General features: G+C 59.4%; 14 protein-coding genes. 4 read left to right on the forward strand and 10 right to left on the reverse strand.

Annotation, left to right across the window (positions count from 1 at the left end; all coding sequences use genetic code 11):
• Positions 1-30 precede the first annotated feature (30 nt).
• From KGA83_RS08250 to KGA83_RS08290, 9 genes are all read right to left on the reverse strand, one after another.
• Positions 31-804 (reverse strand): 3-hydroxybutyrate dehydrogenase, encoded by a 774-nt coding sequence (locus KGA83_RS08250; protein WP_108217301.1) that lies wholly within the window; start codon positions 802-804, stop codon positions 31-33.
• A 7-nt stretch (positions 805-811) separates the two neighbouring features.
• A complete protein-coding gene (locus KGA83_RS08255) occupies positions 812-2,203 on the reverse strand; it encodes a GntP family permease (RefSeq protein ID WP_108217302.1) in 1,392 nt (463 codons plus the stop codon).
• A 288-nt stretch (positions 2,204-2,491) separates the two neighbouring features.
• Positions 2,492-3,907: a sigma-54 interaction domain-containing protein gene (locus KGA83_RS08260; RefSeq protein ID WP_115947858.1), complete on the reverse strand. Its 1,416-nt coding sequence runs from the start codon at positions 3,905-3,907 to the stop codon at positions 2,492-2,494.
• A gap of 147 nt (positions 3,908-4,054) precedes the next feature.
• A complete protein-coding gene (locus KGA83_RS08265) occupies positions 4,055-5,632 on the reverse strand; it encodes an ABC transporter ATP-binding protein (protein WP_108217304.1) in 1,578 nt (525 codons plus the stop codon).
• A 41-nt stretch (positions 5,633-5,673) separates the two neighbouring features.
• Positions 5,674-6,696, reverse strand: coding sequence for an ABC transporter permease (locus tag KGA83_RS08270; protein WP_223529427.1), 1,023 nt, complete (start codon positions 6,694-6,696; stop codon positions 5,674-5,676).
• Positions 6,696-7,757, reverse strand: coding sequence for a microcin C ABC transporter permease YejB (locus KGA83_RS08275; protein ID WP_115947860.1), 1,062 nt, complete (start codon positions 7,755-7,757; stop codon positions 6,696-6,698). The genes KGA83_RS08270 and KGA83_RS08275 overlap by 1 nt, the downstream gene beginning before the upstream one ends.
• Positions 7,757-9,625 carry an extracellular solute-binding protein gene (locus KGA83_RS08280; RefSeq protein ID WP_108217307.1) on the reverse strand — a complete coding sequence of 623 codons (1,869 nt, stop codon included), beginning with the start codon at positions 9,623-9,625 and terminating at the stop codon, positions 7,757-7,759. The genes KGA83_RS08275 and KGA83_RS08280 overlap by 1 nt, the downstream gene beginning before the upstream one ends.
• A gap of 135 nt (positions 9,626-9,760) precedes the next feature.
• Positions 9,761-10,042, reverse strand: a complete 282-nt coding sequence (locus tag KGA83_RS08285; RefSeq protein ID WP_108217308.1) for a peptidylprolyl isomerase — start codon at positions 10,040-10,042, stop codon at positions 9,761-9,763.
• Between the two features lie 107 nt (positions 10,043-10,149).
• On the reverse strand, positions 10,150-11,031 hold the full coding sequence (locus tag KGA83_RS08290; protein ID WP_108217577.1) for an esterase/lipase family protein: 882 nt from the start codon (positions 11,029-11,031) through the stop codon (positions 10,150-10,152).
• Positions 11,032-11,369: 338 nt separating this feature from the next.
• Here KGA83_RS08290 and KGA83_RS08295 point away from each other — a divergent pair, with 338 nt between their 5' ends.
• Positions 11,370-12,434, forward strand: a complete 1,065-nt coding sequence (locus KGA83_RS08295) for a hypothetical protein (RefSeq protein ID WP_115947861.1) — start codon at positions 11,370-11,372, stop codon at positions 12,432-12,434.
• Between the two features lie 57 nt (positions 12,435-12,491).
• Here the strand turns inward: KGA83_RS08295 and KGA83_RS08300 are convergent, their stop codons facing one another.
• Positions 12,492-13,571: a 3-deoxy-7-phosphoheptulonate synthase gene (locus KGA83_RS08300; RefSeq protein ID WP_108217310.1), complete on the reverse strand. Its 1,080-nt coding sequence runs from the start codon at positions 13,569-13,571 to the stop codon at positions 12,492-12,494.
• Between the two features lie 663 nt (positions 13,572-14,234).
• Between KGA83_RS08300 and KGA83_RS08305 the strand changes: the two genes are divergently transcribed.
• The 3 genes from KGA83_RS08305 to uvrC form a co-directional block, all read left to right on the forward strand.
• Entirely contained in the window at positions 14,235-14,708 is a 474-nt protein-coding gene (locus tag KGA83_RS08305) for a GNAT family N-acetyltransferase (RefSeq protein WP_223529433.1), read from the forward strand.
• A gap of 97 nt (positions 14,709-14,805) precedes the next feature.
• Positions 14,806-15,447 (forward strand): UvrY/SirA/GacA family response regulator transcription factor, encoded by a 642-nt coding sequence (gene uvrY / locus KGA83_RS08310; protein ID WP_008015884.1) that lies wholly within the window; start codon positions 14,806-14,808, stop codon positions 15,445-15,447.
• 2 nt (positions 15,448-15,449) lie between these two features.
• Positions 15,450-16,266 (forward strand): excinuclease ABC subunit UvrC (gene uvrC / locus KGA83_RS08315; RefSeq protein ID WP_223529429.1); only part of this gene is annotated, 817 nt, incomplete at its 3' end.

Genomic DNA, 16,266 nt, shown 5'->3' on the forward strand with positions numbered 1-16,266 from the left:
CGAAGAACGATAACGCGGTTTAGCGGCTGATCACTGCGCCAACCAACCACCATCAACATTCCACGCCGCGCCACGCACCTGGCTGCCGGCTTCGCTACACAAAAATAGCACCAGTTCACCCAGTTGCGGCGGTGTCACGAACTCCAGCGATGGCTGTTTCTCAGCGAGTAAATCATGCTGTGCCTGCTGCGGATCAACCCCACTGGCGGCACGATCATCAATCTGCTTTTGCACCAGCGGCGTCAATACCCAGCCTGGGCAGATCGCGTTGCAGGTGACCTGGGTGGTCGCGGTTTCCAGCGCGACCACTTTGGTCAAGCCGATCACCCCGTGCTTGGCCGCGACATAGGCTGACTTGCCCACCGAGCCGACCAGGCCATGCACCGAAGCAATGTTGATCACCCGGCCCCAGCCCTTGGCTCGCATGCCTGGCAGGCTCAAACGGGTGCTATGGAACACCGACGACAGGTTGATGGCGATGATCGAATCCCAGCGCTCTACCGGAAACTCATCCACCGCTGCCACGTGTTGAATGCCAGCGTTGTTGACCAGAATGTCGACGCCGCCGAACTCGCGCTCGGCGTAGGCGATCATGTCGGCAATTTGTGCCGGATCGCTGACATCGGCCGGGTGATGGCCGACCTTGCCGCCGAACTGTTCGACTTCGGCAATCACCCTGGATGCATCGCCAAAGCCGTTGAGGATCAGATTGGCCCCGGCCTTGGCCAGGCTGAGGGCTATCCCCAGGCCGATGCCGCTGGTGGAACCGGTGACCAGTGCGGTCTTGCCCGAAAGAGTCGTCATGAATACCTCACACAATGCCAGTGGCGTAGAAGGTGCCGATCACTACGAAAACCGCCAGGGTCTTGATCAGCGTAATACAGAAAATGTCTTTGTAAGCTTCGCGGTGGGTCAGCCCGGTGACCGCCAGCAGGGTAATGACGGCGCCGTTGTGCGGCAGGGTGTCCATGCCACCGCTGGCCATGGCGGCGACCCGGTGCAGCACTTCCAGCGGAATGTTCGCCGCATGGGCGGCGCTGATGAACTGCTCGGACATCGCCGCCAGCGCGATGCTCATGCCACCCGAGGCGGAACCGGTGATGCCGGCCAGCAGGGTCACGGTAATCGCTTCGTTGACCAGTGGGTTGGGGATGCTCTTGAGCCAGTCGGCCAGCACCAGAAAGCCCGGCAAGGATGCGATCACCGCGCCGAAACCGTATTCCGAGGCGGTGTTCATCGCCGCCAGCAAGGCACCGCTCACCGCGCTTTTACTGCCTTCGGCCAGCTTGCGGCTGATCGCCTTGTAGCCAAACACCAGCACCATGAGGATGCCGACCAGCAAGGCTGCCTGTACCGCCCAGATCGCCGTGAGCTTGGCGATGTCCGTGGTCACCGGCGCGGCCATGCCCGGCAGCGCGAGGCTGTGGGTCTTGCCATACACCTGCGGAATCCAGTGGGTGAACAGCAGGTTCATGATGCCCACCGCCAGCAGTGGCGAGAGTGCAAGCCACGGGTTGGGCAGCTTGAGGTCGGCGGCGGTTTCCGGCTCGTTGCGCAGGTCAGAACCATAGCCTTCACCGGCACGCTGGGCCTTGTTGCGCTGACGCTGGAGAAACAGCATGCCGGCACAGAACACGAAGATCGTGCCGATCAACCCCAGCCACGGCGCCGCCCACGCGGTGGTGTTGAAGAATGTGCTGGGGATGATGTTCTGGATTTGTGGCGTACCGGGCAGGGCGTCCATGGTGAATGAGAACGCACCGAGGGCAATGGTCGCCGGAATCAGGCGCTTGGGGATGTTGCTTTGACGGAACATCTCGGCGGCAAACGGATAGACCGCGAACACCACCACAAACAGCGACACTCCGCCGTAGGTCAGCAAGGCGCAGACCAGCACGATCACCAGCATCGCCTGGCGGGTGCCCAGCAGGTGAATCGCCGCCGCGACGATGGAGCGCGAGAAACCGGACAGTTCGATCAGCTTGCCGAACACCGCGCCGAGCAGGAAGACCGGGAAATACAGTTTGATGAAACCGACCATTTTTTCCATGAACACCCCGGTGAAAGCAGGGGCGACAGCGGAAGGATCGGTGAGCAGAACGGCGCCGAGCGCGGCAATCGGGGCAAAGAGGATAACGCTGTAGCCACGGTAGGCAGCCAGCATCAGCAGCGCGAGGGCTGCCAAGGCAATGATCACACTCATGGTGTGTCTCTCCTGGGTTGTTATTTTTGTTGGGTGAAGCCTGGTAGGAGAGGCGTATAGCGAGTTTTGTGCCATCTTGTTAAGTTGTTGAAATATAAGGATATATTCGACTTTTGTGGGCTGGATTCGAATGCTTTGTCTCTAATCGGAGACTTTTGGCGATAGTGCTGGCCTCATCGCGAGCAGGCTCGCTCCCACAGTAGACCGTGTTCTCCCGAACTACTCTGTCTCCCTGTGGGAGCGAGCCTGCTCGCGAAGATCTGTCTAACAATGGAGATGCATGTCTCTTTATTGAGACTCGGCGATCCCCAACGCCACCATCTTCTTATACAGCGTCGACCGGCCAAGCCCCAGCCGCTCTGCCGCTTCCACCACCTTGCCTCCGCATTGCGCAAGGGTGGTTTCAATCAATTGCCGGTCAAATCGCTCTCGCGCCGCACTGAACGTTTCATGGGCAAGCGGCTCGATGGTCAAGGGCGCCACGCGCTCCACCTGGGTGAACGTACCAATCGCTGCGCGGATGTCCGCCGCCGTCAGGCGCAAGTCATCACTGAGCAGCGCGGCCCGCTCCAGCACATTGCGCAGTTCCCGGATGTTCCCCGGCCAGGCGTGTTGCCCCAACAGTTCCAGGGCCTCGTGGTGCAATTCATGCTGGCTGCGCAGTTCCTCAAGAATGGCTTCACTGAGCGCCGGCACGTCATCCAGGCGGTCGCGCAGGGGTGGAACCTGGATCGGCAGCACATTGAGGCGGTAGTACAAATCGGCGCGGAATTCGCCGCGTTTGATCGCCGCTTCCAGGTCCGTAGAGGTCGCGGCGATCACCCGCACATCGCTCTGGATCACTTCGTTGGAGCCCACCGGCTCGAATTCCTTTTCCTGCAACACTCGCAGCAGTTTGCTTTGCAGGGGCAGCGGCATGTCGCCGATTTCATCGAGGAACAGCGTGCCGCCCTGGGCAATCTGCAATTTGCCGGCGCGGCCCTTGCGATCGGCACCGGTAAATGCGCCAGGGGCTGTGCCGAAGAACTCGGCCTCCAACAGCGATTCGGGAATCGCCGCGCTGTTGACACTGACAAACGCCTTGTGTGCACGGGGCGAGGCATTGTGGATCGCCTGGGCCAGCAACTCCTTGCCGGTGCCGGTTTCACCAAGCAACAGCACCGGCGATTCGGTACTCGCACTGCGCCGGGCGCGGCGTTTGACTTCCAGGCTGGCGGCGCTGGTGCCGATGAAATGGGCGAAGTTGTATTTGGTCTGCCGCGCCCGCAGCAGCGAGCGGGTGGAAGCCAGTTCTTCCTGCATGCTCATGTAGCGCTTGAGCATCGGCGACAGGCTGCGCAATTCGTCGAACAGGGCAAAACCGATGGCACCGATCACCACGCCGGCGTCATCGTGAATCGGCAGGCGCATGACCACCAGCGGCTCTTTGGGGGTGTCTTGCATATCCAGCAAAATCGGCCGGCCGCTGCGCACCACTTCACGCAACAGGCTGCCGGGGATCACGCTTTCGCAGGGCTTGCCGATTGCGCCTTGCGCCGATTGCAGGCCAAAGCGCCGGGCATAACGCTCATTCATCCAGACGATGTTGGCGTCGCGGTCGACAATCACCGTGCCCTCGCTCGACTGCTCGATGATCTCGAACAACGAGCGGATCGCCAGCAGGCGAACGCGCTGGTAGTCCTTGAGGCTTTCGGTGGTGTTCATGGGTACATGATCCTGGTTGTGTATTGCCTGTGCCGGCCTCTTCGCGAGCAGGCTCGCTCCTACAGTTGATCTGCGTCGTTCACAAATCTCCTGTGGGAGCGAGCCTGCTCGCGAAGGCCGCGGCTCGGTCTAACTGAATGCAACGGATTATGCCTGCCCCAACAACGCCGCCGCCAACAGCTCCTTGGTGTACGGATGCTGCGGCGAATCAAACACCTCATGGCTGGCGCCGCGTTCCACCACTTTGCCGTCCTTGATCACGATCATGTCGTGGGCCAGGGCGCGCACCACCGCCAGGTCATGGCTGATGAACAGGTAGGTCAAACCGTGTTTTTCCTGAAGCTGGCGGAGCAGGGCGACCACTTGTTTCTGTACCGTGCGGTCGAGCGCCGAGGTCGGTTCGTCGAGCAGGATCAGCGCCGGCTTCAGCACCAACGCCCGGGCGATGGCGATGCGCTGGCGCTGCCCCCCGGAGAACTCGTGGGGATAACGATGGCGACTTTGCGGGTCGAGGCCGACTTCGCTCAGTGCCCGGATCACTTCGGCATTGCACTCTTCAGAGCTCAACTGGCTGTGCACTTCCAGGCCTTCGCTGATGATTTGTGCCACGGACATCCTTGGGCTGAGGCTGCCGAAAGGGTCCTGGAACACCACCTGCATCTGCTTGCGCCACGGTCGCAGCTGTTTTTGCGTTAGACCGTCCAGCGCCTGGCCTTGAAAGCGGATACCGCCTTCGGAGTCGAGCAAACGCAGAATCGCCTGACCCAGGGTGGACTTGCCGGAACCGGACTCACCGACGATGCCCAGGGTTTTGCCGCGCTGAATATTCAGGCTGATGCCATCGACGGCGCGCAGCCAGGTTTTGCGTTGAAACAGGCCACCACCGACGGGAAACCGCACCTGCAGATTGTCCACCTCCAGTACGTTTTCGCGCTCGTCCCGGGGCAAGGCTTCGCCCTCGGGTTCGGCGTGCAGCAATACGCAGCTGTAAGGGTGCTTGGGTTCGGTGAACAGGATTTCGCAAGGCGCCTGCTCGACGATTTCCCCGGCCTTCATCACGCACACGCGCTGGGCGATACTGCGCACCAGATTGAGGTCATGGCTGATCAGCAGCAGTGACATGCCCAGTCGCTGTTGCAGGGATTTGAGCAGCAGCAGGATCTTGCGCTGCACCGTCACATCCAGCGCAGTGGTCGGTTCGTCGGCGATCAGCAGTTCCGGTTCGCACGCCAGGGCCATGGCGATCATCACCCGCTGGCGCTGCCCGCCGGACAATTGATGGGGATAGGCCTTGAGGCGTTCCTCGGGTTTCTGGATGCCCACCAGGTGCAGCAATTCGAGAATCCGCTCTTGCGCCGCCTTGCCCGCCAGGCCTTTGTGCACCAGCAGCGTTTCGCCGATCTGCTTTTCAATGCTGTGCAGCGGGTTGAGGGAGGTCATCGGCTCCTGGAAGATCATCGCGATGCGATTGCCGCGCAGTTGTCGCAACTTGCCGACATCGGCGCCTACCAGTTCCTGGCCGCGATAGCGGATGCTGCCCGTCGTCTCGGACTCGGTTTGCGGCAGCAGTTGCAGGATCGAGTGGGCCGTCACCGACTTGCCCGAGCCCGATTCGCCCACCAGCGCCAGGCATTCGCCAGGGCGGATGTCCAGGCACAGATTGCGCACCACGGCCTGGCCGCTGAAGGCCACGCTGAGGTCACGGATTTCGATCAGGTTGGTCATATCAACATCCCGTTTTCAAGAGCGTGCATCAAGATCGCGGATCAAGATCGCGGATCAAAAGCGTCGCGCAGCGCTTCGCCAATGAACACCAGTAAAGAAAGAATCAGCGCCAAAGTGAAAAACGCCGTCAGGCCTAGCCACGGTGCTTGCAGGTTCTGCTTGCCCTGGCCGATCAGCTCGCCCAGCGAAGCGCTGCCGGCAGGCATGCCGAAGCCGAGGAAGTCCAGCGCCGTCAGGGTGGAAATCGCCCCGGTGAGAATGAACGGCAAGTAGCTCAAGGTCGCGTTCATGGCGTTGGGCAGAATGTGCCGTACGATAACTTTGCGGTCGGTCAGGCCCAGCGCGCGCGCGGCCTTGACGTATTCCAGATTGCGCCCACGCAGGAACTCGGCACGCACCACGTCCACCAGGGCCAGCCATGAAAACAGCGCCATGATCCCCAGCAGCCACCAGAAATTCGGCTCGACGAAACCCGACAGGATGATCAGCAGGTACAGCACCGGCAACCCGGACCACACCTCCAGCAGGCGCTGGCCGAGCAAATCCACCCAGCCGCCGTAATAACCTTGCAGGGCCCCGGCCGCGATGCCGATCAGGGCACTGACAAACGTCAGCATCAAGGCAAACAGGATCGACACCCGGGCACCGAAGATCACCCGGGCCAGAACGTCCCGTGCCTGGTCGTCGGTGCCCAGCCAATTGACGCTGGAGGGCGGACTGGGGGCGGGTATGTTCAGGTCATAGTTGGGTGTGTCGTCACTGAACGGAACCGGTGGAAACAGCAACCAGCCACCGTCCTTCTCGATGAGCTTCTGCACGTAGTCGCTGCGGTAGTCGGCCTGGAATGGCAGCTGCCCGCCGAATTCCTGTTCGGTGTGGCGCTTGAAGACCGGAAAGTACCACTGGCCTTGATAGCTGACCATCAGCGGTTTGTCGTTGGCGATCAGTTCGCCGCCCAGGGAAATCAAGAACAGGCCGACAAACAGCCAGAGTGACCACCAACCTCGCCGGTTTTTCTTGAAGCGCTCGAAGCGCCGGCGCGCCAACGGTGAAAGCTTGAACATCAGGCGTTCCTCGCGGCAAAGTCGATACGCGGGTCGACCAGGGTGTAGCAGAGGTCGCCGACCAGTTTTATCAGAAGGCCGAACAGGGTGAAGATGAACAGCGAGCCGAACACCACCGGATAGTCCCGGGATACCGCCGCTTCGTAACTCATGCGGCCCAGGCCGTCGAGGGAGAAGATCACCTCGATCAGCAGGGAACCGGCAAAAAATACACTGATAAACGCTTGGGGAATGCCTGACACCACCAACAGCATGGCATTGCGGAACACGTGTCCATACAGTACCCGCCGTTCACTCAAACCCTTGGCCCTGGCGGTGACCACGTACTGGCGGGTGATTTCATTGAGGAACGAGTTCTTGGTGAGGATGGTCAGCGTGGCGAAGCCGCCGATCACCAGGGCGGTCACCGGCAACACCAGATGCCAGAAGTAGTCAGCCACTTTGCCCAGGGTCGATAGCGAGTCGAAGTTGTCCGAGACCAGTCCGCGAACCGGGAACCAGTTCAGCGAAGTGCCACCGGCAAAGACCACGATCAGGAACATCGCAAACAGGAACGCCGGCATGGCATAGCCGATGATGATCGCGGTACTGCTCCAGATGTCGAATTGGCTGCCATGGTGCACGGCCTTGCGGATGCCCAGGGGAATCGACACCAGGTAGGTGATCAGCGTCGCCCAGAGCCCGAGGGAAATGGTCACGGGCATTTTTTCGAGGATCAGGTCGGTGACGGTGGCGCCGCGGAAGAAGCTCTTGCCAAAGTCCAGGCGTGCGTAGCTGGTGAGCATCAGCCAGAGGCGTTCGTGTGCCGGTTTATCGAAGCCGTACTGTTTTTCAATGTCCTTGATCAGCTGCGGATCGAGCCCGCGACTGGCCCGGGACTTGCCGCTCATGGCTTCGCCGGAACCGCCGCCAACTGCTGCGCCGCCAATGCCTTGCAGGTGTGCGATGGCCTGTTCCACCGGCCCGCCCGGCGCGGCCTGGACGATGACAAAGTTGACCAGAAGAATGATCACCAGCGTCGGAATGATCAGCAGCAGGCGCCGCAATATGTAAGCCCACATCAGTGCGGCCCTCCGGGTTTGCTACGGCTGATACGCTCGGCCGTCATCTGTTGGTTGGTCAATGGCGTGGTGCTCATCTCCCACCAGCTCTCTATGGCTTCGTCATTGCTCGCCTGCACGTTCGGGATGCCAAAGCGGTTCCACCAGACAGTCGAGGTGCCCGGCGGGTAATAGTTGGGAATCCAGTAGTAATTCCATTGCAGCACCCGGTCCAGGGCATGAGCGTAATACAGCATGTCAGCCTTGGTATTGGCACGGATCAGCCCGGTGATCAGGGTGTCCACTGCCGGGTTCTTCAACACCATGTAGTTGTTTGATCCTGGGTCGGTAGCCGCCGCAGAACCGAAATAATTGAGCAGTTCGTTTCCCGGAGATGTGGTGACCGGGTAGCCGGTGACGATCATGTCGTAGTCGCGGCTCATCAGGCGATTGACGTACTGGGACGAGTCGATGCGGCGGATGTTCAGGTCGATACCGATCTGTTTCAATGTGCGTTTATAGGGCAGCAGCAGACGGTCCATGCCGTTCTGACTGACCAGGAACGTGAAGCTCAACGGCTCGCCGTCGGCATTGACCAGTTGATCGCCATCGGGTTTCCAGCCGGCCTGTTCGAGCAAGTCCAGGGCTTGCAGTTGCTTGTCGCGGATCACGCCGCTGCCATCGGTCTTCGGCGCTTCGAACACCTTGGTGAAAACTTCGTCGGGAATCCGCCCACGCAGCGGTTCGAGAATCGCCAGCTCACCCGCATCCGGCAGTTGCCGGGCCGCAAGATCGGTATTGGAGAAAAAGCTCTGCTGGCGGATGTACATGTCGCGCATCATCTGCCGGTTGGTCCACTCGAAGTCCCACAGCATCGCCAGCGCCTGGCGCACGCGACGGTCCTGGAACATGGGCTTTTGCAGATTGAACACAAAACCCTGGGCCGGCTGCGGCGCCTCGGTGGCGAGATGGGCCTTTTGCAGGCGACCGTCGCTCAGGGCCGGGCTATCGTAGCCGATGGAGTAAGCGGTGGCGGAAAATTCCCGGTTGTAGTCATAGGCGCCACCGCGCAACACCTGGCGCGCTACGTCGGTATCGCCGAAGTATTCGATGCTGAAGTGATCGAAGTTGTACAGGCCACGACTGACGGGCAGGTCCTTGCCCCACCAATCGGGATTGCGCTCGAAGGTGATGCTGCGTCCGGAGTCGATCTTGCCGACTTTATAGGGGCCGCTGCCCAGCGGCGCTTCATAGCCGCCGCCATTGGCGAAATCGCGGCTCTTCCACCAGTGTTCGGGAAGCACCGGCAAGGTCGCGATATCCAGAGGCAGGGTACGATTTTCATTGTTCTTGAAATCAAAGCGGATAGTCAGCGGCGATTCCACTTCGACGCCTTTGATGTCGGCGAACTGGGTGCGGTAACGCAGGCTGCCCTGAGTCATCAGCAGGTCGAAGGTGTAACGCACATCTTCGGCGGTAATCGGTTTGCCATCGGCAAAGCACGCCTTGGGGTTGAGGTAAAAGCGCAGGGACAGTCCGTCTTCGGCGCGCTCCATCTTTTCTGCCACCAGGCCGTACACGGTGTATGGTTCGTCCAGCGAGCGCTGCGCCAGTGGTGAATAGAGCAGGCCATCGATTTGCGTGACGCCGATGCCTTTGTCGATGTAAGGCAAGACATGGTCGAATTGACCGATTTCGATCGCCGAGCGCCGCATCGTGCCGCCCTTGGGGGCCAGCGGATTGGTGTAGGCGAAGTGACTGAAGCCGGCAGGGTATTTCGCCGGCTCGCCATAAACGGTCAACGCATGCTGCGGTTCAGCATTCACACCCGCGGCACCTATCAGCAGGGCCACGGCAGTGAATAATAAGGTAGGGAAAGCCAGTCGCATTGTCAGCCTTGGAGCCGGGTGGTCGTTAACGACAATTTGTACGCTAGCGGCGCGTCCCTCGCCAGCCGAATTACGCACCTGAAACACAACGGCCCACCAAAAGGCGGGCCGTTGTGAGCGTAGCTCAAGCGTCGATCAGTCCTGACGGCTGGTCACTTCCAGCAGGTGGTAACCGAACTGGGTCTTGACCGGGCCCTGGACCACGTTGATGGGTGCGCTGAAAACCACGGTGTCGAATTCCTTGACCATCTGGCCCGGGCCGAACGAACCCAGGTCACCGCCCTGACGGCTGGAAGGGCAGGTGGAGTTTGCCTTGGCAACTTCGGCGAAATCGGCACCAGTCTCGATTTGGGCCTTGAGTTCATTGCACTTGTCTTGCGAGGCAACAAGGATGTGACGGGCAGTGGCTTTAGCCATGGGAAAATACTCCTTTCAATACTCGATAAAGTGCTGAGCCTACCGGATTCAGTGAGCTATTTCTCCTCAAAGTTCCGTTCCACGCGGGATCCACGGCAGGTGGCAGCTCAAAGGCCTGCGTCTCTCAAGCGTTCGGCATGCTGGACATACAGTTCGATCGGGTCGACACCTGTGCGCAACTGGCCGATCGGTTGACCAATGGTGTCCAGATGATCCAGCGCATAGTCGGAGCGGATAACCGTACCCAGATGGGAACTGAAGCGGCCGACCAACCCGTCGTTCTGCTCGCTTTCCGTGACGAAATACCCGGAAAGGGCCCGGCAGAATGCGTTGAGCGGATCGAAGGCATTGAGCCCTGCCTCGAGAACACTTGACTGCAACACGCCGCTCCACGAGTAGTAATGCACACCGTTGACCCGTTCGCGCCCCTTGCCACCCCAGAGGGTGGGCAGCCCTTGCGGGTATTTGTCGTTGAATGCGCCTACGCCTTCGGTGGTCAGCGCATTGAGGGCCGCAATGGCGTTCTGCGGTCGGTACTGGTTGTCGCTTAAAGTCGCGAGGAAGTCGGCGAACAGGGTCACCACCGTCTCGGCCACCTGTTCCGGCAGACTGCCTGGTATCAATGCCTTGCGCAGGAAATCGGCCAGTTCCGAGCCATGGTTCGGCCCGCTGACGGAGGTCACCGACGCCACACTGTGTGGCGCAATCGCTGCGGCATAACGTGCGGTCAGTGCGCCTTGGCTATGGCCTATGAGGTTGACTTTGCGTGCACCGGTTCCTTCCAGTACCCGCTCGATCTGCGAGAGCAATTGGTCACCGCGTACCTCGTTGTCATGGGTGGCCGACAAGTAGGGGACGAGCACCCTTGCTCCGGCGTTCCTCAATGCCTGCCTGATGTCGTGAAAGAGTTCGAATTTGCCGATTCTTTCGAAGCCGAAAAGGCCGTGGACCAGCAGTATTGGATAACAAGTGCTTGCATTCCTTTGCATGTTCATACCTTTGCACAGAAGTTCGTTGGGACTGCATGGCGTTTCACTCTAAAACACTCGAGGTTGGCGCGATGTATGAAATGTCCGCCGAAGCTTGCGGAAAGCGGAACAGAACAAGTGCGAATGCTCTAGAGCGGCTGAGGCCTTAGTCGGAATAAATTGATGACTTTTCACGGCAATCAGGTTGCTGCTGATCAAAGACCTACTTCGTATGTATCGATTTTCCGAGCGAGCCGGGGTAAGAGGCCGACATCACGGCTGTTTGCCGTGGGGTTAAATAGTCGTCATCCAAAGCCGGCCACCTGTTCGGTGTTTATTCCAAGGACTGGAGCGAATGAATGACTGTTTATGAACCCGATACCTTGAATCTCGCGCAGCAACCATTGCCACCTCCAATACTTGAACAGGCGGAAAACGGCGTTCTGAACCCCTCTGACAGAAAAGCCGTCATCAGGGTCCAGCCTTATCCGGGCATGACCTGCGGCGACAAATTGCTATTGAGTTGGGCGGGTCTGGATGCTGATGGCGTCGCCTGCAACCATCAGGTCGCGCGCTTTGTCACTGAGGACCGGGTCGGCGAGGACATGATCTTTGCCGTGGTTAGCGCGCATATTGCGACGCTTGACGGTGGTTCACTCGAAATCAGTTACTCACTCACGAGCACCCGTTTTGCCGAGCCCGTGCACTCCCATCGTTTGCAACTGAGTGTGGGTGATGTGCAATCCGACCTGTTGCCTGCGACAGTGAACGACGCGGTGGGTAGAACGCTTGATCCGGATCGGGTGAAAGAAGGGGCGATCGTTACGATCAAACCCTATGCACGCATGGCGGCGGGCGACTGGGTTTTGCTGACCTGGGCTGGCGTCTCGGTCGAAGGAAGTTTCAGTGATGCACTCAAGGTCGAGTCCTTTGCTGTGGGGGAGGAACTGTCGTTTTGGGTCAGCCCGGAGTGCATTGCGTCGAATCTGGGCTCCTCCGTTTCCATCGATTATTGCGTCAAGCAAGCAGGTCAGGGGCCTCGTTACTCTGAAGTCACGGCACTGATGGTTGACATCCTGGAACAGCGACCACTGCCAGGGCCCATTGTGCTGGAGGCCGACGAAGGTTGGGTGGATCTGCATGATGCGCAGGATGGCGTGACCGTCGTCATCGAAAACGCCAGGGCTGATAGAGGTGAACTGATTTACCTGAGATGCGACGGGGAGAAATTCAATCACTGTAACGAGCGCGAAATAACCAGAGACACTGCGGGCGAGCCATTGGTGTTCATCGTTCCCTACCGGTTCTGGAGGGAGCATCGAGATTCCGCGATCCGTGTTTTCTATTCAGTCGAGCGCCTTGACGGCACCCGCCAACAATCCGGAGTGACACTGGTTCAGGTGCAGTCCCTGATGGGGCATTGATTGCCGTTTGCCCTCCAGTCTTCGCATGAAGGCCGGAGGGCGCATGGATAATGCTGATTATCGGGCGTTGTTTGACACTCGCAGCCGATCTGCCGCTTCAAGCAACAGTTGTTCTGTCCCGGCCCAGCCGAGGCAGCCATCAGTCACTGACACACCGTATTGCAATGACGAACTCAACGGCTGGCAGCCCTCGAACAGATGGCTCTCGATCATCATGCCGATCAGCGAACGATCACCTTGCAGGCGTTGTTCAAGTACATCGTTGAACACGGCTGGCTGGTTCAACGGGTTCTTGCCGCTGTTGGCGTGACTGCAATCGACCATGATCCGAGCCGGAATCCTGAGTCTGGTCAAGTCGCTGTTCACCTGGGCAACGCTGGCGCTGTCGTAGTTCGGCCCGCGATGGCCGCCGCGCAATACCAGGTGAGTGTCCGCATTGCCCGGTGTTTGAATGATCGCCGGATGTCCTTGGCTATCGACACCGAAATGGCGATGGGGGTGGGCGGCGGAACGCATGGCGTCGCTGGCGACACCGACACCACCGTCAGTCCCGTTCTTGAACCCTACAGGCATGCCCAGGCCGCTGGCCATTTCCCGATGGATCTGCGACTCCGTCGTGCGTGCGCCAATCGCCACCCAGCTCAACAGGTCGTCGAAGTAACCGGCGGCCATCGGCTGCAGCAGTTCGGTGGCCACAGGCAAGCCCAGGCGAAGCATCTCGCGCATCAGCTCGCGGGACAGCGTCAGGCCGGCGGCCATGTCATCGCTGCCATCGAGGTGCGGGTCGTAGGCCAGGCCTTTCCAGCCAACCGTGGTGCGGGGTTTTTCGACGTAGGCGCGCATCACCAGCAGCATCTGGTCGCTGACTTCGGCGGCGAGGCGGGCAAGATTGCCGGCGTATTCGAAGGCTGATTTCGGGTCGTGTATCGAGCAGGGGCCGACGATGACCAGCAAACGGGAGTCTTCACCGTTGAGGATCGCGCGAACCGCCTGGCGGTGGGTGGTGACTTGCCGGGACAGGGCATTGCTGAGGGGCAATTGCTGTTTGAGTTGCAATGAGCTGGGCAGACGCAGGGTTAGCGCTTCATTGGCAGGGCTCAAGGTGGACAGCGGCAGTGCAGAGACGGACGAGTTCATATTCAAGGCTTCCTGGGCTGGCGGCGGGTTCGTGCCCGCGCGCTCGGCCCTACTGGGGTGTTCGACAATTGGCCAGATTGGCTGCGTGTGTGTGCTTGCCACCTGTGGGTGACCGATCGGAGGCGGCAGGCTGTCCCGAGCGGAGGGTGGTAAATCGCCAGGTGGTAAAACTGTCGTAACGGTAATAAGTGGCGTAGTTCATGTACTGAATCCTCTAAATGTCTGGTGTGTCGCTAAAAGTGTTGGGACTGAAAAAACAAAACCCCCGGTCGGGAGGCCGACCGGGGGTTGAGAGTTCTCTGGTGGCGACCCGTTTAAAGTGGGCGCCGTGTGGGTATCAGGCGCGCCAGTGGCTAAACCAATACCCAAAATAAAAGCTGACCGGAGCACAACCGTCGATTACCCGGGCAGCCGCAACCGAGCGCGGGGCGCTGGCGGTACGAAGCTGCAAGAGGGCGTTGAACATGGTCTGTCTCCGATGGATGGACCGAGCTTACTAGAGGCCGGCACGCAGATTCAATCAGAAAATGCTATTGGCCAGCGACGTCACTTTCTATCGCTTGAGCGCCTCGAAGGTTGTGACACACTTTGCACGTCTATAAAAAACACATCGTCACAAGGGCGCCTCATGACGGTACTGCCCCTCGCCGTGGAGCTGGAATGATGGAACGCCAATGGCGTCCGGCAACACCGGACGACCTCGAATTCGCCCGCGAACTGACCTGTAGAGGCATGTTGCGCTACTATATTCAGCATGATCTTTTGTGGCAGGACGAGGCGTTTGACGTGGCCTGGGCCGGGCGCGACAACCGGTTGATCGTATGCGGCGAAAATGTCCTGGGTTATGTCAGTCTGAGCCGTGATGCCAGAGCCTTGTACATCCGCGAATTGCATATTGTCGAAGCGTTTCGTGGGCAGGGCGCTGGAGCCTGGGCGATCGATCAGGTGCTGGCTCTGGCGTGCAAGGAGCGGCGTCCGGCGTTGCGCCTGACGGTTTTCGAAAACAACCCGGCGCAAGCGTTGTACAGGCGCAAGGGATTAAGGGTGGTGGGCAAGGACGAATGTTTCTTGAGGATGCAGCTGGATATCTCCGATCGGGATTGCTGCAACACGCTTGCAACAAGCCTTTCAAGATGAATTGAAACTTTTAATCTGACGCTTTCCGCTAGGTCTGCCAGATGCTTTTTGCTAAGGTGTCTGGCATTCCAATAAGACCATATTGCGAGGTGTCTGCTTGATTAGGGTGCTAGTAGTCGATGACCATGATCTCGTTCGTACAGGCATTACACGAATGCTGGCTGACATCGATGGCCTGCAAGTAGTCGGCCAGGCCGAGTCGGGAGAGGAATCCCTGCTCAAGGCGCGTGAGCTGAAACCCGATGTGGTGCTGATGGACGTCAAGATGCCGGGTATCGGCGGTCTTGAAGCCACTCGCAAATTATTGCGCAGTCATCCGGATATCAAAGTCGTCGCGGTGACCGTGTGTGAAGAGGACCCGTTTCCTACGCGGCTGTTGCAAGCAGGGGCGGCAGGGTACCTGACCAAAGGGGCAGGTTTGCCGGAAATGGTCCAGGCCATCCGCCTGGTATTCGCCGGACAACGCTACATCAGCCCGCAAATTGCCCAGCAGCTGGCGATCAAGTCCTTCCAGCCCACCAACGATTCGCCTTTCGATGCCTTGTCGGAGCGGGAAATCCAGATCGCGTTGATGATCGTCGGCTGCCAGAAAGTGCAGATCATTTCCGATAAGTTGTGCCTGTCCCCGAAAACCGTTAACACTTACCGTTACCGCATCTTCGAAAAACTTTCGATCAGCAGTGATGTCGAGTTGACGCTGTTGGCGGTTCGTCATGGCATGGTCGACGCCAGCCTCTGAAAATGAACGACACCTTTGATCCGAGCGCCTTTCTGTCCACTGTTAGCGGGCGCCCCGGCGTGTACCGCATGTTCGACAGCGAAGCGCGTTTGCTCTACGTCGGCAAGGCGAAGAACCTCAGGAATCGCCTGTCGAGTTACTTTCGCAAGACCGGGCTTGCCCCCAAGACCGCCGCACTGGTAGCGCGTATTGCCCAGATCGAAACGACGATCACGGCCAACGAAACCGAAGCCTTGCTGCTTGAGCAGACGCTGATCAAGGAATGGCGCCCGCCCTACAACATCCTGCTGCGCGACGATAAATCCTACCCCTACGTCTTTCTCTCCGACGGAGAGTTTCCGCGACTGAGCATTCATCGCGGTGCGAAAAAGGCCAAGGGTAAATATTTCGGTCCTTACCCGAGCGCTGGCGCGATTCGCGAAAGCCTGAGCCTGCTGCAAAAGACCTTTTTCGTTCGGCAATGCGAAGACAGTTTTTACAAGAACCGCACCCGTCCTTGCCTGCAATACCAGATCAAGCGCTGCAAGGCACCCTGCGTCGGGCTGGTGGATCCCCAGGTGTATGCCGAAGATGTGCGCCACTCGGTGATGTTTCTTGAGGGGCGCAGCAATGCTCTGACAGACGAGTTGTCCGCCGGGATGGAAGAGGCGGCGATCAATCTCGAGTTCGAACGAGCAGCCGAGCTGCGGGACCAGATTGCGTTACTGCGCCGGGTTCAGGATCAGCAGAGCATGGAAGGCGGGACCGGGGACGTCGATGTGATTGCCGCCTTCGTCAACCCGGGTGGTGCCTGTGTTCACTTGCAAAATATACACATCT

Origin of the sequence: Pseudomonas sp. GL-R-19 (genome assembly GCF_019956375.1) — a bacterium.
Taxonomy (GTDB): Bacteria; Pseudomonadota; Gammaproteobacteria; order Pseudomonadales; family Pseudomonadaceae; genus Aquipseudomonas.